Here is a 21,553-nt window from a genome sequence, read left to right on the forward strand (position 1 = left end):
CTCCTTTATTGAGATGCCTGATCGATGAGGAAGGATGTAAACTGCGGCGACATCCAGTGAGTGAAGCCGTCGCCCTGTTTGCTGATCAAATAGACCGCCAGATGCTCTCTTAACGCCAAGGCTTTGGCGCGTTCGCTGCCGAGCACCATTAAACCGGTATCCCAGCCATCCGCTTCCAGCGCGGTAGTGGCAATCACTGTCGCCGACACCAGCTGGTGCTCAATCGGTCTTCCTGTGGTGGGGTCGATGACGTGCGAAATGCGTTTGCCATCCAGTTCATAATAGTTGCGATAGCTGCCCGAGGTGCTGATACCGTGCCCTTGCAGATCGACGCGTGCTTCTACCGCATTTTCGCGATCGGTGGGTTTCTGGATCGCCACGCGCCACGGCTGCTGATTGGCATTGACGCCACGGCTCAATACCGCACCGCCAACTGAAACCAGATAATCGGTGATGCCTTGCTGCTCCATCAGGCGCGCCAGATGATCGGTGGCATAACCTTCGCCCATGGTTGAGAGATCGACATACAAGCCGGGCAGATCTTTCTGCAGCCACTGACCATTAACGCCCTGAATCACGCGCAGATGTTGCAAACCCGTCACAGCTTTAGCGGCGACGATTTCCGCTTCGCTGGGCGTATGCGTCGGTTGCTTTGTCGGGCCAAAGCCCCACAGATTCACCAGCGGGCCGACGGTGATATCCATCGCACCTGAGGTTTTATGACCGATACGCAGCGCCTCAGTCACGATATCGGCCATGTCAGCGCTTACCGGCTGCGGGGCGCTGCCTTGATATTGATTAAAGTGGGACAGTACCGAATCGCTTTTCCACGTCGATAATTCGCTGTCATCACGATCCAGCTGTTGCTGAATCAGCTGCTGCAACGCCGCTTTGCGCTGCGAATCAACCCCGGCGACGCTGACGCGCCACACGGTGCCCATGGTTTTACCTTCCAGCACCAACGCGGGCTGCGTGTCATTTTTTTCGCAAGCGCTGAGGCCAAATGCCAGCAGGCAAGTTAGCAGAATATTCTGAAAACGCATCAATTCCTCATCTGTAACGCATTACTACAGTCAATTACAAAGCATAAATCACTTGTAAAGCAGTCTAAAGCTGCTTGAAGTCGGTTTAACGCTGACACAGGATAACCGGTTCCTGCAACGTTATGCCTACAGGAGCATCAGATGATTTATATGATTATTGCCGTAACCGCCGGGCTGTTTATTTATGGCAGTTTCAAATGCTGGCAGACTTACCGCCATCGCCTGATTCAGCACTATCCTGCACGCCGACGTTAAATTATTGCACCAGAAAATCACCACCCTGCACCGCTTCAGCGCTGGCGCAGTGTAGCAAAGTCGCTGCAAGGCGCGTGGCGCTGAGAGCGGTGCGCTGGCATGAATTCTGCATTGTTGAAGGTGAGTTGAACTTCAGCGAGGTGCAGAATGGAAAAGACTAAAACACAAATCAGTAAATGGCAGCACTGGCTGAGCTTCTCCGCCTTTACGCTCGCGGGCGTGGCGATGGAAGGTAGCCTGAACGCCATCACCAACCCGCCGCCGCAACTGGCACCAAAAGCCAAAAAGTGGCGCGGCGAGCGATAGCCGCTACAGCCCCAACTCACTCAGGCCCGGATGATCGTCCGGGCGTGTTCCGGCGGGCCAATGGAACAGGCGATCCTCTGCCTTGATCGGCAGATCATTGATGCAGGCGAAACGCTGAATCATCAAACCATCGGCAGCAAAATGCCAGTTCTCATTGCCATAGCTGCGGAACCAGTTACCGCTGTCATCATGCCATTCATAAGCAAAGCGCACCGCTAGCTTATCCTCGTGCCACGCCCATAACTCTTTGATCAGTCGATAATCCAGCTCTTTTACCCACTTGCGCTGCAGGAAGGTCACAACTTCTGCGCGTCCATTAACGAATTCACTGCGGTTGCGCCAGCGCGTATCTTCGCTGTACACCAGCGAAACACGCTGCGCATCGCAACTGTTCCAGGCATCTTCCGCCATGCGGACTTTCTGTAACGCGGTTTGTTGATTGAACGGTGGCACCAGCATGTTATTCCTCCTGATTATGTAGACAGGTCTGTCTACTTGATTCATCCTGCCGTATGTAGACAATTCTGTCTACATGCAAACACAGGAATTTTTATGCTTGAGCCACTCATCTTTGATGCCTCCGCATCCGCGCGCGATCGTATCTTGCTTTGCGCCCAGCAGCTGTTTTACCAGCAAGGGATTCGCGCTACCGGCGTGGATAAGGTAATTGCAGAAGCGGGCGTCACCAAAGTGACTTTCTATCGCCACTTTCCAGCGAAGAATGCGTTGGTGCTGGCATTTTTACAGCAGCGTCATCAGCGTTGGATGCTCGCCTTTCGCGCTGCGCTGCATCAGCACGCAGCAGTGATCGATGCCCTACCCGCTGCGTTACTCAGCTGGTTCAGCGATGACGATTATCGTGGCTGCGCGTTTATTAATACTGCAGCGGAGTTGGGCAATACGTTACCGGAAGCCAGCGAACTGATTCGTCAGCATAAGCGTGAAATGGCACAGGCGATCGGCGACAAGCTGATACCCGAACAACAGTTGAAAACGGCGCAGGTTGTATTGCTGGTTGAGGGCGCAATTGTGCAGGTACAGATTGGTGAGGATGCGGAACACGTGGTCGAGGTGCTGCGTGCTGCGTTGGATGCGCTGCTGAAAACGGGAGCGTGACCGTCGAGTCACGCTCCATCACCCTTAGAACTGGTAAACCAAGCCCAGTGCTACGACGTCATCGGTATTGATACCGGCTGCGTCGGTGAAGTTGTTGTCGTCCAGCAGGTTGATCTGGTAATCAACGTAGGTCGACATGTTTTTGTTGAAGTAGTAAGTTGCGCCTACATCAATGTATTTCTTCAGGTTCTGGCTACCGTAACCTTCGATGTCAGAGCCACGTGAAGAGACAAACGCCAGAGATGGGCGCAGGCCGAAGTCGAACTGGTACTGTGCCACCAATTCCCAGTTATCCGCTTTATTAGCGTAACCGTAAGCGCTTGCGTCGCTTGAACCGAAGCGTGTGGCGTTGTACGAACGGCTGTACATTGCCGCTAGATAGACGTTGTTAGCGTCATACTTCAGCGCGCCGCTGTAAGCTTCGGCTTTATCGCCACGGCCGAGAATGCCGGATGTGTTGCTGTTCTGGTTGTTGGTACGGTCAGACTGGAACATTGCCGCACCAATACCAAAACCTGAACCCAGATCGTAGGTGGTGCTCAGACCGTAGCCGTCGCCGTTCTCGCCCAGTACATCACGGCCAGAAGAGGATTCGGTTGGGTTATCGTTTTTGCCTTGATACTGAACCGCAAAGTTCCAGCCATCGACTAAGCCGAAGAAGTTGGTATTACGATAGGTTGCGAGGCCGTTGCTACGCTGGAACAGGAAGTTGTCCGCGCCGTAGGTGTCGCCACCGAATTCTGGCAGCACGTCTGTCCATGCGCCGAGATCGTACATCACGCCGTAGTTACGGCCGTAATCGAATGAACCTGCATCACCAAATTTCAGACCGGCAAAGCCAACACGCGTGTAGCTGTTAGCGGTGCCTTCGCTTTCAGCGGTGTTCAGTGCCGCCTGATATTCCCACTGGCCATAACCGGTCAGCTGATCGGTCACCTGAGTTTCACCTTTAAAGCCAAAACGAAGGTAAGACTGGTCACCGTCCGAGCCAGCGTCATCGGAGAAATAGTGCAGTCCGTCAACTTTGCCGTAAAGGTCTAATTTGTTGCCATCTTTGTTGTAAATTTCAGCTGCGCTTGCTGATCCTGCAACCAGCAATGCAGGAATCATCAGGGAGAGAACGCGACGTTTCATTTTATTACCCTCTTTAATGTGCCTTTATTTTTTGCCACTGCTAACTGAACGATTAAAAATTCAGCCGGCACGCCATTGTTATTTTATGTTGGGCAATAATCTATCACGAAAATGCTACTAAATTTCCAAAACTGTTTCAGTTTATTTAAAAGTTATTTCTAAGTGTAAATATCGGGGAACTAATAACCAGCACGGATAGGTAAAAAATATCGCACTTTTTGCCAATATATATTTTAATCGTTTAAAAACATAAAATTACATGATTTACATTTCCGCACTGAATGACAAAACTGTTTGGCATCCAGAGCATACAATTATCCCTGCTATCATCATTTATTTCATTATTACCTTCATTCACCCCGAATGATTTGATTTACCCTAATTTCCCGCCGGACTAGATGGTCCGGCATTTTTTTGTCCGTAATTCCTCTTCAACATCTATATCGCGTAAAGTTAATTGAATGGGTTAAATTAACCTCAATTTCTGACGCGCATTATTTGCCGTTTTCAGCACATTTTGTACAATCGTTAGCCTTAAATCAGTAATGTTAATTTCCGCGCACAACTAAGATTATTGGAAAAGTAGTCGGTGCTTATTTTCAACGCTCGCGCAGTGATTCTTTGGCTTTATTCAGTGGCTTAAGCAAATAATCCATTACGGTTTTCTGACCGGTTTTAATCTCAACATTTGCCACCATGCCCGGCATGATAGCGAACTTGCGTCCGCTTTTATTGGTCAGTTCAGCGTTTTGCGTGCGCACATAGACGCGATAGTAAAATTCGTCATGCCTAACCTCATCCTGTAGCGTATCGGGTGAGACGGTTTCGACTTCACCGCGCAGCTCACCATAAATAGAAGCGTCGTAAGCGGTGATTTTCACCACGGCAGGCAAACCCGGGCGGATATAGCCGATATCACGCGGATTGATGCGGGTTTCAATTAGCAACTGATCCTCCAGCGGAACGATCTCCATCAGCTTGCCGCCCGGCTCCAGCACACCGCCTACGGTCGTCACACGCACATCCTTCACAATGCCGCGCACCGGCGAAATCAGCGTGGTGCGGGTAAGGAGGTCTTGTTTTCCGGCCGCGACCTGCAGCTGCGCGTCCAGTTCACCGTTGTTTTTCACCTGCTCTTCATGGGCGCGCACGTAGTAATCGTTGCGCGCTTCGTCGATTTTGCCACGCAGATCGCTAACCTGACGGCGCAGGCGAATGACATCAACCTTTCCCGCTGCACCGCGTAGCATCAGCGGTTCTGTTACGTTGAGTTCGGCCTGCACCAGCGTCAGTGATTGCTGCAAATTACCGATGGTCTCAACAAAGTTCTGCCGCCGCGCCTGATAGAGCTGAGTTTCACGCGCCACCAGCTCGGGATGCTGCAGGATATCAGCACTGAACGTCAGCGGCGTGTCGCTGAGCTCGGCCTGCAAACGCTCAGAGGAGGCACGCAACGTGCGTACCCGCGCTATCGCCTCGCCAAAATTGGTTTGAAAGCGCGTGGGATCGAGCGTCGCCAGCACCTCACCGCGCTGCACGATGTTGCCTTCGTGCACATTGAGCTGTTTGACGATGCCCCCATCGAGGCTATCAATCATTTGTGCGCGGCTGGATGGTGTGACTTTGCCGATGCCGACCGTCACTTCATCCAGCACGGCAAAGTGCGCCCACAGCAGAAAAACCAGCAGCGCCAGCACGCACAACCAGATGATGGCCGAGGTGCGACGTTCGCGCCGTGCCAGATCTTTATCCAGTAGCACCACGCTCATGCCGCATCTCCTTTGTGCGATGCGGCATGCCGCAGAATCTCGTCGCGCGCCCCGTCCGCCACAATGCGACCGTTATCCATCACCACGATGCGATCGACCATACGCAGTAACGCTGGTCGATGCGTGACCAGCACCAGCGTGCGGCCCGTTACCCACTGCGCCAATTGACGAATCACCTGCGCTTCCAGCTGTTCGTCCATTGCCGCCGTCGGTTCATCCAGCAGCACCACCTGTGGCTGGCGCAGAATCAAACGGCTCAGCAGCACCATTTGCCGCTGGCCGCCCGACAAGCCGCGTCCACCTTCATGGATAATGCGATCCAGGCTGGCGGCATCCTGCTGCACCAGCGCTAACGCGCCGCTGATGCGGAGCGCCTGCAGCATCTCCTGCTCGCTGGCGTGCGGGTTACCGAGCAACAGGTTTTGGCGCAGCGTGCCGAAGAACAGCCGCGCATCCTGTGACAGCCAGCCAAGCTGACGTCGCAGATCGATCGGATCGATGCAGGTGAGATCCACGCCATCCACCAGCACCTTGCCCTGGCTGGCACGCGCCTGACCGGCCAGCATCTTCAGCAGCGTCGATTTGCCCGCGCCGACTTTACCGAGGATTGCCACGCGCTCGCCGGGCGTGATTTGCAACTGTGGAATGTTGAGCACGCTATTCCCACTCTCCTCTTCATAGCGGTAATGCACATTTTGCAGTTGATAACTGCCGGTGAGCACCGGACAGTGCGCCAGCGTGGCATGATCGGGTTGATCGAGCGGCTTTTTTAGTAGCTCATCCAGCCCTTTCATCGCTGATTTAGCATGCTGCCAGCGCGAGAACACCATGGTGAGCTGCATGAGCGGTGCGAGAGTGCGTGACGAAAGCAAGCTGCACGCCACCAGTGTGCCGGTGGTGATCTGATTGTCGAGCACCAGATAGACGCCGAACACCAACATGCCGGCATAGGTGAGCTGCTGCACGCTGGCGCACCAGCCGGTAAGGCGCGCGCCCCACAATCGTTGCTGATTGCTGATGGCGGCGCTGACTTCATGAGTTTGCTCCCATTGGCGCTGAAAATAGGGTTCCGCTTGCAGCGCTTTGATGTCTTCTACGCCTTCAAGCGTTTCTACCAGCACCGCCTGGCGCAGCGCGCTTTCGCGCAGACCTTCCTGTGCCAGCCGCGCCATGGGGATCTGCACCAGTAAGCCTGGAATGACGATTAATGGAATCGCCAATAACGGAATCAGCACCAGCCAGCCGCCAATCGATGCCATGATCAGCAGGAACAGCAGCACAAAAGGTAAGTCGGCTGCGGCATTCACCGTGGTTGAGGTCAGCAGTTCGCGTACCTGATCAATTTCACGCAGTTGGGCAATAAAAGACCCCGTGGATCGTGGACGCGCTTCGTTGCGGATATTCATCGCCCGCGCAAACAGCATGGCGGATATTTTTAGGTCGATGCGTTTACCCATCAGATCGGAGACCTGGGTGCGCATCAGGCGAATCAAATACTCTATTACGGCCGCCAGCACCACGCCAGCAAACAGCACCCACAACGTCGGCTGCGACTGCGCCGGAATCACCCGATCGTACACTTGCATTGAAAACAGAATGCCCGCCAGCGCCAGCACATTTCCCACCAGCGAAGCCAGGCTGATCTCCGCGATGCGCCGCTTCATGCCACGAAAATTATGCCAAAACCAGTGCGGTTGATACGGCTGCACAAACTCGTCGATTCGCGCATCACGCGCGCGCGCCGCCACACCAATCACCCCAACCTGCATGTCTGCCTGCCTTAACAAATCATGCAGTTGACCAGCGCGGATCACCTCACCACTTTCACTCAGCCAGTAACGCACGCCACCGTCGCTATCGACCTCTTCAATCAACGCCACGCTGCCATTTTCCAGCAGCAGTAATACCGGCACCATCTCCTGACGCCAGCGCAATTTGTTATGTGGAACCAGTATGAAATGCAGGCCCAGCAGCCCGGCTAAACGTTCTAATTGTTGCGTAGGTGCCAGATGTTGAAACCAGCGCATCTGTTGGCGCAGCGTGCTGCCGTCAGCCGGTTTACCGAAGCGTGCCGCCACGCGCAGCATCGCCCCGATGCCGTTGTCGCTGTTGAAGGGTTGTGCAGTCATCCCTGGAGTCCCATAAGAAATGAAAGTGAGCTGGCAACCGCTAGCCAAAGTGGCTAGTGGTTGATGTGCGGATTATGCCAGGGTCTGAACCGTGTGCTGCTGCAGATGATCGCCGAGGGTGTAACTGCTATCACTGACGCTGTAATGGCTTTCCACCGCGCGACTGTCGGCGGCAGCGTTGTGCTGATTGGCCGCGCTGTCGCTCACGTTTACCCGCAACGTCTCCAACGGCTCGCTGCTAACGTTCACGGCGGGCTCATGACTCTCGATAGTTACGGGCTGCGTTGCCGTCGCCACATTGCCCGCTTTATCCTGCGCGCTGACCTTCATTTGATAACTGCCATCATCAAGCGGTGCAAGCTGGCCGGCCAAAATGGTCAGCGCCCAGTTGCCGTCGGCTTTTACCGTCGCGCTGTAACTCTGATCGCCCAGCGTCAAGGTTACCAGGCTGCCCTGATCGAGATGGCTGCTGCTGCCCTGAATCAGATGCCAGTTATTCACCTCCACCGCATCCAGCACGCCGTCGCCAAACGGTTGATTCAGCGTAATGGTCGGTACTTGATGAGTGGCGACATTGAACAAGTTCTCGATGATTTGCGTGTCATGATTGCCATACTCATCCCAGCGCGTGGCAAGCGGCGATACTTCGCCATCCGGCAACGCCTGCAGATCTTCGGCGCTGATGGTCACCATGCCATTGACCGGCGTATAGTTTTTGCCATTGAGCGTCAGCTCTTTCACGCCTTCCAGATAGAAACTAAGATCCTGCTGCGCTTCCTGCTGATTCAGCGTGGTATCGCCACCAATGTTAATTTCGTAATAGATGTCTGGCAGCTTGGTCACCACATTCAGTTCCAGCATCGCGTCGGTGCTGTTTCCTGCGCCATCCAGCGCGTAAACGCGCACTTCACCCAGTGAAACGAAGCTCGCCACTTCACTGGCTGGAATCGTGACCTGCCAATGACCATCGCTGCCTATCTGCGCGTGATACACCGCATCGCAGCTGCACAACAGCAGCTGCTGTCCCGGCACCACGACGGAGAGATCGCCGCTAAACGTGAGATCGTTTTGGCTCTCTTCTTTGTTAATAACATTATCTGCGGTAACGCTGTCGAAACTGATGTGCGGCAAGCTACTAACGTGGGTAATCAGCGTGACATCTTGCTGAAACGACGTCGTTTTGCCATTGGGATCGGTAGCGCTGACCTTCAGGCTATAGACGCCATCCTGTAACGCCTGCAAATCCTGCGCATCAATGTGAGCGGTCCATTCGCCTTTGTCGGTAACCCCACCGATATATTTTTTACCGGCTAAGATCACTGTGATATGGCTGTTCGCCGGCATATGCGTGGCACTGCCATGGACCTCCACGCCATAAATCCCTTCTGCCACGCTGACCGCGTTATCGCCGCTGATGGGTTCCACTGTCAGTGTTGGCTTAATGGTTTTATCCACGTAAACCCCGAAGCCCACCTGAGTATCAGTGCTATTGCCGGCTTTATCGGTGATGGTCAGCGTCAGCGAGTATGCGCCGTCGGCCAATCCGTTGAGCACGGAAGGCGGCATCGTGGCATTCCAGTAACCCCATTTATTCACCGTGCTGTGCCAGCTTTCTCCGTTGAAAGTCAGCGTCACGGTGGCACCCGGCTCGAACTCGGCGCGGCCGCGCAGGTGAATGTTTTTGCCCGATTCCCACGCGGCGATCACCCCATCCTGCGCAATGGGCTCATACGGACGGAGCGCCGCGGGCGGTGTGGTATCCACGCTGCGCATTTGCAGGCTGGAAGAGTGGTCTGCCACTGGATAAAGGCTGACCGCCGATTGCAAAATCGCGGCTAATTGTTGTTCTGATTGACGTGAAGACATGGATAACCTCGTTACAGGGAATGTATTGCAACGGTCATTAATCTTATTAATGATTTAAGCGGACCGGTGCGCCATACAGGCCGTTAATAAACGGCCCGCTTCGCCTGATGAAAACGGGTTACCTGCAGGTAACAAGAAGTAAATTAAGACACAGCAAAGTTCTCCCAAAGGGGAGAAATAATATCGATCTCGCTTTATTCCGCACCGGGAGCCGATGGGATGACTAACATATCGGTTTTACGTGGTAATTGCCTATTGGCGAAAATCCGGAAATGTATGCTTTGCGACAGCGCCAAAAGAATCGCGTGTAAGCCGCGTGTGGCGCGGAATCTTTCATCAGTATACTGCATCATTGGTGAGAAAAAATTTTACTTAAGTCACTCCAGTTATGGTTGGCACATACCAGGAAAGTTCCGGAAAAGCATAGCGTTGGGTAAAAAAACGGTAATATGCCTGTTTCTAGCGTTTAATCGCTACCAGGCGATATTGTCTGATGCGCGGTGTGACGCCCGCTTTAATGCTAAACTTCGTCGCTTCACCCGCTACTGAAAAATAATCTTTATGACAGCACTGGACGCCGCGCCGCACAATAAATTGCATCATCGTGTCAATCTTGGGACACGCATCGTTTTCCTCATCGCCGGATTAGGCATGTCCGCCTGGGCACCGCTGGTGCCGTTTGCCAGCCAGCGTCTGGCGCTGAGCGGCGCGTCGCTGGGTGGTTTGCTGCTGTGTCTGGGTATTGGCTCGCTGGCGGCGATGCCGATTACCGGCGGTTTAATCGCGCGTTTCGGTGGTCGTCGGGTGATGTTGTGTTCCACGCTGGTGGTGCTGGCGGTCTTGCCGTTGCTGGCGACGCTCGACGTGATGTGGCTGATGGCTGCGACGTTAATGGTATTTGGTGCCGGGCTCGGCATGCTGGATGTCGCCATGAACGTGCAGGCGGTCGAAGTGGAAAAAGCCGCACGCAAACCGATGATGTCCGGCTTCCACGGTTTCTTTAGTCTGGGAGGCATTATCGGCGCAGGCTCCGTTAGCTTGTTGCTCGGCAGCGGCCTGACGCCGTTACAAGCAGTTGGCGTGGTGATGGTGTTGATTGTGTTGCTGCTGGTATGGAGCTTGCCGACACTGATGACCGAGCGTCTGCATCAGCCCGATCAGCCGTGGCTGGTGATCCCACGCGGCTGGGTAGCTTTCCTTGGCTTACTCTGCTTTATCCTGTTTCTTGCCGAAGGTGCGGTATTAGATTGGGGCGCGCTGCTGCTGCTGCAAAGCCCTGATATGAGCCCTGCGCACGCCGGTTTAGGCTATGCGGTGTTCTCAGTGGCGATGACCATTGGTCGTCTGACCGGTGACAAAGTGATTCAACGTTTTGGCCGTTATCCGGTGATGTTGACCGGTGCGTTAGCCGCGGCAGCCGGCATGACGCTAGCCGTTTTATTGCCGTGGCCACAGATTGCGCTGCTGGCTTTCCTGCTGGTGGGTTTTGGCCTCGCCAATACGGTGCCGATGTTGTTTAATGCTGCCGGGAATCAACACGATATGCCGTCGAATCTGGCGATTTCTGCCATGACAACGTTAGGCTATGCGGGTATTCTTTCAGGTCCGGCTTTAATCGGATTAATTTCCCAGTGGATCAGCCTGAGTGGTGCGTTTTTGCTTATCGCTCTGCTGCTGCTGGCCGTCGCTGCCAGTGCCCGACGGGTTGCGCGCTAATTCTATGTACCTGAGACACTATGCTGCCTTATAAATTTCCTCTGACATCCGGCAATGTAACGCGCTTTTTCGTGGTGTTTAACCTGGTGCTTTTTCTGGCGCTGGGCGCGATGGTGCATAACAGCGTCAATGCCTGGATGACAGAGAAACGCTATGCGATGACCGATTTGGCGCGCGCCATGCAGAAACGCATCGATGCGTCGCGCTTTGCTACGTGGCAAATCTATGAAAACCTTGCCACCAGCGCCGCCGGATCCTCGCCGAACAGCAATCTTCAGGAAACTCGCCTGCGCCCGGATGTCTATTATCTGGAAAAAACCCGCCGTAAAACCGAAGCGCTGATTTTTGGTTCGCACGATAGCAGCACGCTGGATATGACCATGCGCATGTCCAACTATCTCGATACGCTGTGGGGCGCGGAAAATCCAACCTGGTCGATGTACTTCCTCAATGGCCAGGATAACAGCCTGATCATGATCTCGACACTGCCGCTGAAAGACATGGCGACGCGTTATAAAGAGAGTGCGATTAACACGCTGGTCGATAGTCGCCGCGCCGAAATGTTGCAACAAGCCAATGCGCTGGATGAGCGCGAAAGCTTCTCGCCGCTGCGTCATTTCGCCTGGCAAAACGATCACTACTTTACGCTGCGCACCACGTTCAACCAGCCGGGCCATTTAGCCACGGTGGTGGCGTTCGATTTGCCGGTTAACGATTTGATTCCGCGCAACATGCCGCTGGAAAACTTCCAACTGCGTCAGGACGCTACGCAAACCTCGACCACTACCACCAGCGACGACACCAGCAGCGAAAGCACGCATGTGGCGCTGGTGAATCCGAATCTGGAAATCGCCGCATCGCTGCCCAGCACCTCACTGCAGTTGGTGTATCGCGTGCCGCTCATCAGCCTGGCAATGGATACGCTGCATAACCTGATGTGGCCGCTGCTAATTAATCTTGTGCTGTTTTTACTCTCCATCGCGGGCATTACGCTGTTGCGTCAACAGTCGCTGCGTCCGAACGAGAATCAGAGCGCCGAACTGGATTCGCTGCGCATGCTGAACGAAGAGATTGTTGCCAGTTTGCCGGTTGGCTTGCTGGTGTACGACTTCGCTACGAACCGTACCCTGCTCAGCAATAAAATCGCTGAACATCTGTTGCCTCACCTGAATCTGCAGAAAATCATCAATATGTCGGATCAGCATCAGGGGGTACTGCAGGCGACCATCAACAACGAAGTGTATGAGATCCGCCACGCACGCAGCGTGCTGTCACCGCATACGCAGCTGTTTATGATGCGCGATCAGGACCGCGAATTATTGGTGAATAAGAAGCTGCAGAAGGCGCAACAGGTGCTGGATCGCAATCATCAGATGCGCCAGCAGTTGATGCATAATCTTGGCCATGCGCTGAACCGTCCGCTGCAAAGTATGGTTAAGCAGTTGGTCCAACTCAGCCAGCGTGACGATGATGAAAGCGTGCTCGACCTGCTTGATGAGAGCCAGGGTTTGGCGCGACTGGTGGATGACATCGTATTGCTTAATCGCCTTGAAGCGCATGATTGGTCGCCGGATGCTAGCGTGTTCAACCTGCAGGATATGCTGGACGAAATCGCGCTGGAAAGCCTGCCGCTGCTGCGTCGTAAAGGTTTGACGCTGGTCGTAAATAACCATTTAGCCAATGACGAAATGCGCTTTGGCGATCGTCGCGCACTGCGTAAAGTGCTGACCACGCTGATGCACTATGCGCTGACGACCACGCGCTGGGGTAAAATTTCGCTGGAGATTAAATCCAGCGAAGACAAGCCCAATCAGGTGCTGCTACAGCTGGTGGATACCGGCTCTGGATTGAGCGTCGATGAACTGGCGAATGTCGATTTCCCCTATCTTGGCGAAACCACTCAAGACCGCTTTGGCCAGGCGTCTGGGATGGCATTTTTCCTCTGTAAGCAACTGTGCAAACAGATGGGCGGCCAGCTGGAGATCATTGCCAAACCGGATATCGGCACACGCTACAATATTCAACTGCCACTGGCATTAGAACAACAAGGCGAGCAGGAAGAGAAACTGCTGGAAGGCGTGACCGCGCTGGTGGATATCGCGGTAGAAGACGTACACAAGATTGTTTGCCGCCACCTCGAAAACTGGGGAGCGAAATGCCTGACGTCAGATGAACGGTTAACCGGTCATGACCATGATGTGCTGGTGACGGATGATCCTGCCCGCCTGAACGGCTGGGCTCTGCTGCTGGCCGGTGACGAAATGGGTCATCACGCATTGAACGATCAGCAATTCCGGGTCAATTTCAATCTCAGTAATGCACTGCTTGATGCGCTGCTGGCCCTGATTGAAAAGCAACTTTCTCATGATTTGTTAGAGGAGAGTAGCGAAGATGAAGCAGCCACGCCGCTGATGAGCGGAGGCTATTTCCAGCTGTTTACCGAGACAGTACCGCCAGATGTGAAGAGACTGTATACTGAAGCGGCGGAAAAGGATTATCCCTCGCTTGCTCAGACAGCTCATCGCCTGAAAGGCGTGTTTGCCATGCTCAATCTGGGGTCAGGTAAACAGCTTTGTGAAGCGTTAGAACAACACATAAAAGTATGTGACGATTTAACCATTAAAAATACCACCAGCGAAATTGACGCTTACGTCAGCCAACTGCTGCAGCAAGGTAACCAATAAGATGAATAACTTGAATGTAATTATTGCCGATGACCATCCGATCGTTCTGTTCGGTATCCGTAAGTCACTGGAACAGATTGAATGGGTTAACGTTGTAGGTGAGTTTGAAGACTCAACAGCACTGGTTAACAGCTTGCCCAAACTGGACGCTAATGTCCTGATTACCGACCTCTCCATGCCAGGCGAGAAGTATGGTGATGGTATTACCCTGATCAAATACATCAAACGTCACTATCCGGATCTCTCGATTATCGTTCTTACTATGAACAATAACCCAGCGATCCTGAGTGCGGTGTTGGATCTTGATATCGAAGGGATCGTACTGAAGCAAGGCGCACCAACCGATTTGCCAAAAGCGTTGGCAGCTTTGCAGAAAGGCAAAAAATATACGCCGGAAAGCGTGGCAAAACTGCTGGAGCGTATTAGCGCCGGTGGTTACGGTGACAAGCGTCTGTCGCCGAAAGAGAGTGAAGTGCTGCGTCTGTTCGCAGAAGGTTTCCTGGTGACTGAGATCGCTAAGAAACTGAACCGCAGTATCAAAACCATTAGTAGCCAGAAGAAATCAGCCATGATGAAACTGGGCGTGGAAAACGATATTGCGCTGCTGAACTACCTCTCTTCTGTTAGCGCCACTCAGGTCGACAAAGAGTAATACAGAACGGGCGGTGTCTTCTGGCACCGCCCTTTTTTTGCACTCTATTACGCCCCTTCCCTGCCCTTCCTGACGCGTTCCGCATAGACCGCCAGCGTACTTTTCAGCACATCCAGTGTCACCGGCTTCGACAAACAGTTATCCATGCCCGCATCCATACAGCGCTGCTTCTCTTCCGCTAACGCATTTGCCGTCACGCCGATCACCGGGAAGGTATGTCCTAGCTGACGCAGACGTTGTGTCAGGCGATAACCATCCATATTTGGCATGTTCACGTCGCTCAGCACGATATCGATATGGTTACGACTCAGCACATTCAGCGCATCGACACCATCCTGCGCGGTTTTGGTCTGATAACCGACAGTGCCCAGCTGTTCCGACAGCAGCATACGGTTGATCGGATGGTCATCAACGATCAGCACGATAATATCTTCGAAGGTTGCGGCTTCTTTAGGTACCGCCAATGGCAGCGGCGTGGCGGTTTCGCTATTGATGTTGATGCGGTAGATTCGGCCTAACAGTTGCGGTAAATCATGCAGCATCGCGCTGCTCTGAACCCATTGACCTGGCGCGGTTTCGTGCGGCATATCAATGTGCTCGCCACAAATGCGAATGTACGCGCGTCCGCTTTGTGCAGCAGGCTCATCGTGATCGCTAATGATCACATCATCAGCCGCCGCCTGTCCGTGGTAATACGCCGCCTGAATACCCTGTTGTTGCAGCAGACGCAGCAGGAAGCTGGCGAGGTACTCATTGCGCATATCCAGCCAAATGGCTTTTTCCTGCAATCCGTCCAGCAGTGGTGGCGCAGCCAGCTGACCGGAATAGATCGGAATACGCACGATAAACTGGCTGCCCATACCCGGCTCAGAATCGACTTCGATATCGCCGTCCATCATGTTGATGAGCTTTTCACAAATCGCCAGCCCTAAGCCGGTGCCCTGGAAGTTACGCTGCACGCCCGACCCCACCTGGAAGAACGGGTCGAACAGGCGCGTCACCTCTTTGGCTGGAATACCAACGCCGGTATCACGCACGCGGAACGCCAGGTAGCCCTCTTTGACGTAGGCATGCAGAATAATGCAGCCGGTATGGGTGAACTTGATGGCGTTGTTCAGCAGGTTGGAGATCACCTGCTGCAGCCGCATAGCATCACCATCCATGCTGAGTGGCACATCGTTTTCGATAAACACATACAGCGTCAGACGCTTGCGCACCACCAACGAGAGATAGTTACTGGCTATGTGATTGACCACTTCACGTGGCGAGAACGGATGCGGTTCAATCTTCAGCTGTTCAGATTCAATCTTCGAGAAGTCGAGGATATCGCTGATGATCTTCAGCAGCAGGCTCGACGAGTTGTTCATCGCCGTCACCAGTGAGTCCACGCCTTTCGGCAGCACTTTGGTTTGCAGCAGATCGAGGTTGCCGATAATGCCATACAGCGGCGTGCGCAATTCATGGCTGACGGTGGCGAGGAACATCGATTTCGACTGGCTGGCCTGCTCGGCCGAATGGGCCATCTCCTGCAGCGACTGCTCCATGCGCACGCGCGCCGAAACATCAACCAGCACGCAGATCGCCACGTTTTCATTGCGATAGCGCGAATGCACAAAACTGATTTGCAGGTTAGTGTTGCTGCCGGTGAGCACATCGACAAAATTGACCTGCTGACCGCCGATAATTTCATTCAGCCGCTGGCGATCTTCCTGCGTCAGCAGCGTCAGATAGTTATGCGCCAGCTCATTGCTCAGAATGTTGGTGCCATCGCTGGTGCGCAGAATACAGATGCCAACCGGCGCAGAAGCGACAATTTTACGGTTGAACTGTTCGTGTTCCTCAAGCCGATGCGCGTTCTCTTCAGCCGGCAGAAACATGCGGCGCTCAAAAATCCACGCCAGCGTGAACAAAATCACCGCAGTGAAGATGTTGAGCAGCAGCGCGTTAATCAGCATCAGCTTGAGCTGATCCATTAACACGTCGGTGGAAAGCGACCACACCACATTAAGATTCGACGGCGGCAGCGGCTTTTTCAGCACCAGCTGGCGATAGCTGTCGAGATAGCCGAACCAGGTACTGCTGTCCGGCAGATCGTCAAGCGAGTAACCCGGCCCGCCGCGACGCGAGCTGATCAGCGGACGGTAGTTTTCATCGGTGATGGTGGCCACCAGCGGCAAACCGCCCGGCTGAATGAACTCATCAAGGCGGATATTCTGTTCCACGCCCAGCAGCGCCTGCAGCTTGTTCGCCACATAGACTGGCATCACCATATAGAAGTTGCCGACGCCCGGTTGCGCGCTGCTGGTAATCCAGTACATCGGCTGACGGCGCTCTTCTTCATTACCGTTACGATAATGCAGCACGCGCTCGCGCAGCGCTTTAAGGCTACGTTCACGATCGACCGAATTGTTATTGCCGATAGTGAAATCGGCCAGACACTGATTTTCGCCACCGATGAAGAACACGCGGTTCAATTCAAATGCCGAGGCAAAATTGCTTTTCCAGTAATTGATGTAATAGCTAAGCGAATCCAGCGAGTTGCGCCAGGTGTTGCTCATTGAGGTGCAGTCGCCATCGGAAAACAGCGGGGTGAATTGTGGCAGCGCGCCTTTACCCGGCGGTAAACCGTTTAGCACATCCAGACCGTTAGCGCTGCTGCTCAAGCGATTTTCGGTGATGTATTTCAGCTCGCGCATCACATCCGCCGAATGGCGTACGTACCATTCCGCCTGACCGTAATTGGTGGCAAACTCCTGACGCACCGCGTTCTCTTTCTCATGCAGCACGTTGATGATGTAGAAAGTGGTCAGCAGCGCACCTAGCGCCCAGAGCAGCAACGCCAGCGCACGAAACAGATAGCGCGAAATTCGGAGCGTAGTGCGAAAGGAGACGAGATATTTCAAAAGAGGCTCACTGGCGGTAAGGGGTTATCAGGATGTTGAAAAGCTTTCATACACTAGCTTTATCGGCCCTAAAAAGCCAGCTAGCCTGCGCCTTTAGGGGAAAACTCAGATAAAAAAATGGCAGGTCAGTTGCCTGACCTGCCATCCATAAACAGCGTTATGGATTACTCTTCGTCGTCCGCTTCTGGCGCTTCGTCGTCGCTCTCCACTTCCGGCGCGATATCCTCCTCGCCTTCCGCTACGCTACCGTCGATGGCGTCGAGTTCTTCCTCTTCCACCGGCTCAGCAACACGTTGCAGACCCACAACGTTTTCATCTTCCGCGGTACGGATCAGAATCACGCCTTGAGTATTACGGCCAACCACGCTGACTTCCGATACGCGAGTACGAACCAGCGTACCCGCATCGGTGATCATCATGATCTGATCGCCATCAACCACTTGTACCGCACCAATTACCGGCCCGTTACGTTCGGTGACTTTAATTGAGATCACACCCTGCGTCGCACGCGACTTGGTTGGATACTCGCTGTTGGCGGTACGTTTACCGTAACCGTTCTGCGTCACGGTGAGGATCGCGCCCTCTTCACGTGGCACAATCAGCGACACCACTTTGTCGTTAGCGGTCAGCTTGATACCGCGTACGCCTGAGGCCGAACGACCCATCGCACGGACTGCAGTTTCCGCAAAGCGCACCACTTTACCGGCGGCAGAGAACAGCATCGCTTCGTCACTACCGTTGGTCAGCGCCACACCAATCAGCTCATCATCCTCACGCAGATTGATGGCGATGATGCCCGCGCTACGCGGACGGCTGAACTCCTGCAGCGCCGTTTTCTTCACGGTACCGCTGGCGGTTGCCATGAAGATGTTAAAGCCTTCAGTGTATTCGCGCACCGGCAGAATGGCGGTGATACGTTCGTTGGCTTCCAGCGGCAACAGGTTGACGATTGGACGACCGCGCGCACCACGGCTGGCTTCCGGCAGTTGATAGACCTTCATCCAGTAGAGACGACCACGGCTGGAGAAGCACAGAATGGTGTCGTGGGTGTTGGCCACCAGCAGACGATCGATAAAGTCTTCTTCTTTAATACGTGCTGCGGATTTGCCTTTACCACCGCGGCGCTGGGCTTCATAGTCTCTCAGCGGTTGGTATTTGACATAACCCTGATGCGACAGCGTCACCACAACGTCTTCCTGATTGATCAGGTCTTCGATGTTGATGTCAGCGCTGTTGGCCGTGATTTCAGTACGACGTGCGTCGCCAAACTGGTCGCGCATCAGCTCTAGCTCTTCACGAATCACTTCCATCAGGCGCTCAGCGCTCTGCAGGATATGCAGCAGCTCAGCGATCTGATCCAGCAGCTCTTTGTACTCGTCGAGCAGTTTTTCGTGCTCAAGGCCGGTCAGTTTCTGCAGACGCAGATCCAGAATTGCCTGTGCTTGCTGTTCGGTCAGATAATATTGACCCTCGCGAATACCGAACTCAGCTTCCAGCCACTCCGGACGTGCAGCATCGTTACCGGCACGTTCCAGCATGGCAGCAACGTTACCCAGATCCCACGACTGCGCCAAAAGGCCCAGTTTCGCTTCCGCTGGCGTTGGCGCACGACGAATCAGCTCAATGATCGGATCGATGTTCGCCAGTGCAATCGCCAGGCCTTCAAGGATGTGGGCGCGATCGCGGGCTTTACGCAGTTCGAAAATGGTACGACGCGTAACAACTTCACGACGGTGACGCACAAAGGCTTCGATGATGCCTTTCAGCGTCATGATCTTCGGCTGGCCCTGATGCAGCGCCACCATATTGATGCCGAAAGAGACCTGCAGCTGTGTCAGCGAGTAGAGGTTGTTGAGAACCACTTCACCCACCGCATCGCGTTTGATCTCAATCACAACGCGCATGCCGTCTTTGTCGGACTCATCACGCAGTGCGCTGATGCCTTCAACGCGCTTCTCTTTCACCAACTCAGCAATCTTCTCGATCAGGCGCGCTTTGTTCACCTGATACGGCAGTTCGTGAACGATGATGGTTTCACGGCCGGTCTTGGCGTCGGTTTCCACTTCGCCACGTGCGCGGATGTAAATTTTGCCGCGCCCGGTGCGATACGCTTCTTCGATTCCACGACGGCCATTGATGAACGCAGCCGTCGGGAAATCGGGCCCGGTGATGTGCTCCATCAAGCCTTCAACGGTGATGTCTTCATCTTCGATGAAAGCCAGACAGCCGTTAATCACTTCCGTAAGGTTGTGCGGTGGAATGTTCGTTGCCATACCGACTGCGATACCGGAGGAACCGTTTACCAGCAGGTTAGGAATTTTGGTTGGCAGGACTTCAGGGATCTGCTCAGTGCCGTCATAGTTCGGCACGAAATCGACGGTTTCCTTTTCCAGGTCAGCCAGCAGCTCCGAGGAGATCTTTGCCATACGCACTTCGGTATAACGCATCGCTGCAGCGGAGTCGCCGTCGACCGAACCAAAGTTACCCTGACCGTCAACCAGCATGTAGCGCAGGGAGAACGGCTGGGCCATACGTACAATACTTTCATATACCGCGGAATCGCCGTGCGGGTGATATTTACCGATGACGTCACCGACCACACGGGCGGATTTTTTATAGGCTTTATTCCAGTCGTTGCCCAGTTCGCTCATGGCAAAAAGCACACGGCGGTGTACCGGCTTCAGACCATCACGCACATCGGGTAAGGCTCGGCCAACAATGACCGACATGGCGTAATCGAGGTAGGAGTTTTTTAACTCTTCTTCGATATTGACCGGTGTAATTTCTCTCGCAAGGTCGCTCATGGAGCCGCTATCCCTCTACATAATCCCGGATTTAAAGGTGCGAAAGTATATCACATCGCTTCCCTTCGGTGAACGCTAACCAGGCCTTAATCCCGCTTTTCCTTTAGCGTGAGAGATGCGCTCACCTGGCTTAAGCGTTTATACTGAGGGAATATTTTGTCTGGAGTGATGATTCAATGAGTGAACAACTGCAGGAAAGCCGCCAGAACGTTGACCACGCCGAGATTGCCAAATTTGAGGCCGTGGCATCCCGCTGGTGGGATTTAGAGGGTGAATTTAAGCCGTTGCACCGTATCAATCCCCTGCGGCTTGGTTGGATAGCGCAGCACTGCCATGGCCTGTTCGGCAAGAAAGTGCTTGATGTCGGCTGCGGCGGCGGCATTCTGGCGGAGAGCATGGCGCGCGAAGGGGCTGAGGTTACTGGCCTGGATATGGGCGCTGAGCCGCTTGAAGTGGCGCGTCTGCACGCGCTGGAGAGCGGCGTGAGCCTCAACTACGTGCAGCAAACCGTGGAAGATCACGCGGCCAGTCACGCCGGGCAATATGACGTGGTGACCTGCATGGAGATGCTGGAGCATGTGCCGGACCCGCGCTCCGTGGTGTTAGCCTGCGCGCAGCTGGTGAAACCCGGCGGCGAGGTGTTCTTCTCCACCATCAACCGCAATCCAAAAGCCTGGCTGCTGGCGGTGTTTGGTGCGGAATATGTGCTGCGCATGGTGCCGCGCGGTACCCACGATGTGAAAAAGTTTATCCGCCCCGCTGAGTTGCTCAACTGGGTCGATGAAACTCCGCTGCGTGAAAGAAACATGATTGGCCTGCACTACAATCCGCTGACCAACCAGTTCCGCCTGGGTCGCGGTGTCGATGTGAACTATATGATTCATACGCACCGTCAGGATTAGCCAACCCGGTGCGCATAAATGCGCACCCTACAATATCCTGCCCGTAGGGTCGCCATTCATGGCGACCACCTATCCAGATCAATTTCCTTTTAGACGCGTGCCAGCCTTTTTTATAGGCTGGACAAGTCACAAAAAATTCATAAGTAATTTTAGATAAGTTCGCTGCTGGCGGCCTTGTCGGGGCTTTTTTCACCTAAGAAAATTCCTGAAGCGCGTTAGTTGAGCAAGAAACACGCGCCCGATCATAAAGTGAAAAAAAAGTGCTTAGCGGTTG

General features: G+C 53.9%; 14 protein-coding genes. 6 read left to right on the forward strand and 8 right to left on the reverse strand.

Translation table 11 applies throughout. From position 1 onward, the window contains the following. Positions 1 to 5: 5 nt before the first annotated feature. A complete protein-coding gene (gene apbE, locus ACRQ84_RS08820; protein ID WP_483817779.1) occupies positions 6 to 1,043 on the reverse strand; it encodes an FAD:protein FMN transferase ApbE in 1,038 nt (345 codons plus the stop codon). Positions 1,044 to 1,445: 402 nt separating this feature from the next. Here apbE and ACRQ84_RS08825 point away from each other — a divergent pair, with 402 nt between their 5' ends. Next, positions 1,446 to 1,604 (forward strand): hypothetical protein, encoded by a 159-nt coding sequence (locus tag ACRQ84_RS08825; RefSeq protein WP_196762337.1) that lies wholly within the window; start codon positions 1,446 to 1,448, stop codon positions 1,602 to 1,604. A gap of 3 nt (positions 1,605 to 1,607) precedes the next feature. On the opposite strand, the gene ACRQ84_RS08830 is transcribed toward ACRQ84_RS08825, so the two are convergent. After that, positions 1,608 to 2,063 carry a nuclear transport factor 2 family protein gene (locus ACRQ84_RS08830; RefSeq protein ID WP_483817780.1) on the reverse strand — a complete coding sequence of 152 codons (456 nt, stop codon included), beginning with the start codon at positions 2,061 to 2,063 and terminating at the stop codon, positions 1,608 to 1,610. A gap of 93 nt (positions 2,064 to 2,156) precedes the next feature. Here ACRQ84_RS08830 and ACRQ84_RS08835 point away from each other — a divergent pair, with 93 nt between their 5' ends. Continuing rightward, positions 2,157 to 2,720: a TetR/AcrR family transcriptional regulator gene (locus ACRQ84_RS08835; protein ID WP_483817781.1), complete on the forward strand. Its 564-nt coding sequence runs from the start codon at positions 2,157 to 2,159 to the stop codon at positions 2,718 to 2,720. 24 nt (positions 2,721 to 2,744) lie between these two features. On the opposite strand, the gene ompC is transcribed toward ACRQ84_RS08835, so the two are convergent. From ompC to ACRQ84_RS08855, 4 genes are all read right to left on the reverse strand, one after another. Further along, positions 2,745 to 3,854: a porin OmpC gene (ompC, locus tag ACRQ84_RS08840; protein ID WP_064739309.1), complete on the reverse strand. Its 1,110-nt coding sequence runs from the start codon at positions 3,852 to 3,854 to the stop codon at positions 2,745 to 2,747. A 599-nt stretch (positions 3,855 to 4,453) separates the two neighbouring features. After that, on the reverse strand, positions 4,454 to 5,623 hold the full coding sequence (locus ACRQ84_RS08845; protein ID WP_483817782.1) for a beta-barrel domain-containing protein: 1,170 nt from the start codon (positions 5,621 to 5,623) through the stop codon (positions 4,454 to 4,456). After that, on the reverse strand, positions 5,620 to 7,752 hold the full coding sequence (locus ACRQ84_RS08850; RefSeq protein ID WP_483817783.1) for a type I secretion system permease/ATPase: 2,133 nt from the start codon (positions 7,750 to 7,752) through the stop codon (positions 5,620 to 5,622). Before ACRQ84_RS08850 ends, ACRQ84_RS08845 begins: the two co-directional genes overlap by 4 nt. A gap of 72 nt (positions 7,753 to 7,824) precedes the next feature. Then, positions 7,825 to 9,618, reverse strand: coding sequence for an Ig-like domain-containing protein (locus tag ACRQ84_RS08855; RefSeq protein WP_483817784.1), 1,794 nt, complete (start codon positions 9,616 to 9,618; stop codon positions 7,825 to 7,827). Positions 9,619 to 10,179: 561 nt separating this feature from the next. On the opposite strand from ACRQ84_RS08855, the gene ACRQ84_RS08860 reads away from it, so the two are divergent. Genes ACRQ84_RS08860 through rcsB form a run of 3 tightly spaced genes read left to right on the forward strand, consistent with a single transcriptional unit; the run spans position 10,180 to position 14,670 of the window. Then, positions 10,180 to 11,334: an MFS transporter gene (locus ACRQ84_RS08860; RefSeq protein ID WP_064739313.1), complete on the forward strand. Its 1,155-nt coding sequence runs from the start codon at positions 10,180 to 10,182 to the stop codon at positions 11,332 to 11,334. 23 nt (positions 11,335 to 11,357) lie between these two features. Further along, positions 11,358 to 14,018, forward strand: coding sequence for a phosphotransferase RcsD (gene rcsD / locus ACRQ84_RS08865; protein WP_483817907.1), 2,661 nt, complete (start codon positions 11,358 to 11,360; stop codon positions 14,016 to 14,018). A 1-nt stretch (position 14,019) separates the two neighbouring features. Further along, complete coding sequence (gene rcsB / locus ACRQ84_RS08870) at positions 14,020 to 14,670, forward strand: response regulator transcription factor RcsB (protein ID WP_007889370.1); 651 nt, start codon at positions 14,020 to 14,022, stop codon at positions 14,668 to 14,670. 47 nt (positions 14,671 to 14,717) lie between these two features. Here rcsB and rcsC read toward each other — a convergent pair whose 3' ends face one another. Next, positions 14,718 to 17,573: a two-component system sensor histidine kinase RcsC gene (gene rcsC, locus ACRQ84_RS08875; RefSeq protein WP_483817785.1), complete on the reverse strand. Its 2,856-nt coding sequence runs from the start codon at positions 17,571 to 17,573 to the stop codon at positions 14,718 to 14,720. Positions 17,574 to 17,737: 164 nt separating this feature from the next. Further along, positions 17,738 to 20,377: a DNA topoisomerase (ATP-hydrolyzing) subunit A gene (gyrA, locus tag ACRQ84_RS08880; RefSeq protein WP_483817786.1), complete on the reverse strand. Its 2,640-nt coding sequence runs from the start codon at positions 20,375 to 20,377 to the stop codon at positions 17,738 to 17,740. A gap of 176 nt (positions 20,378 to 20,553) precedes the next feature. Here gyrA and ubiG point away from each other — a divergent pair, with 176 nt between their 5' ends. After that, complete coding sequence (gene ubiG / locus ACRQ84_RS08885) at positions 20,554 to 21,279, forward strand: bifunctional 2-polyprenyl-6-hydroxyphenol methylase/3-demethylubiquinol 3-O-methyltransferase UbiG (protein WP_483817787.1); 726 nt, start codon at positions 20,554 to 20,556, stop codon at positions 21,277 to 21,279. Positions 21,280 to 21,553: the final 274 nt, after the last annotated feature.

The sequence above is a fragment of the Pantoea sp. E2023-21 genome (assembly GCF_051302795.1).
In the GTDB taxonomy this organism is placed as follows: domain Bacteria; phylum Pseudomonadota; class Gammaproteobacteria; order Enterobacterales; family Enterobacteriaceae; genus Pantoea; species Pantoea ludwigii_A.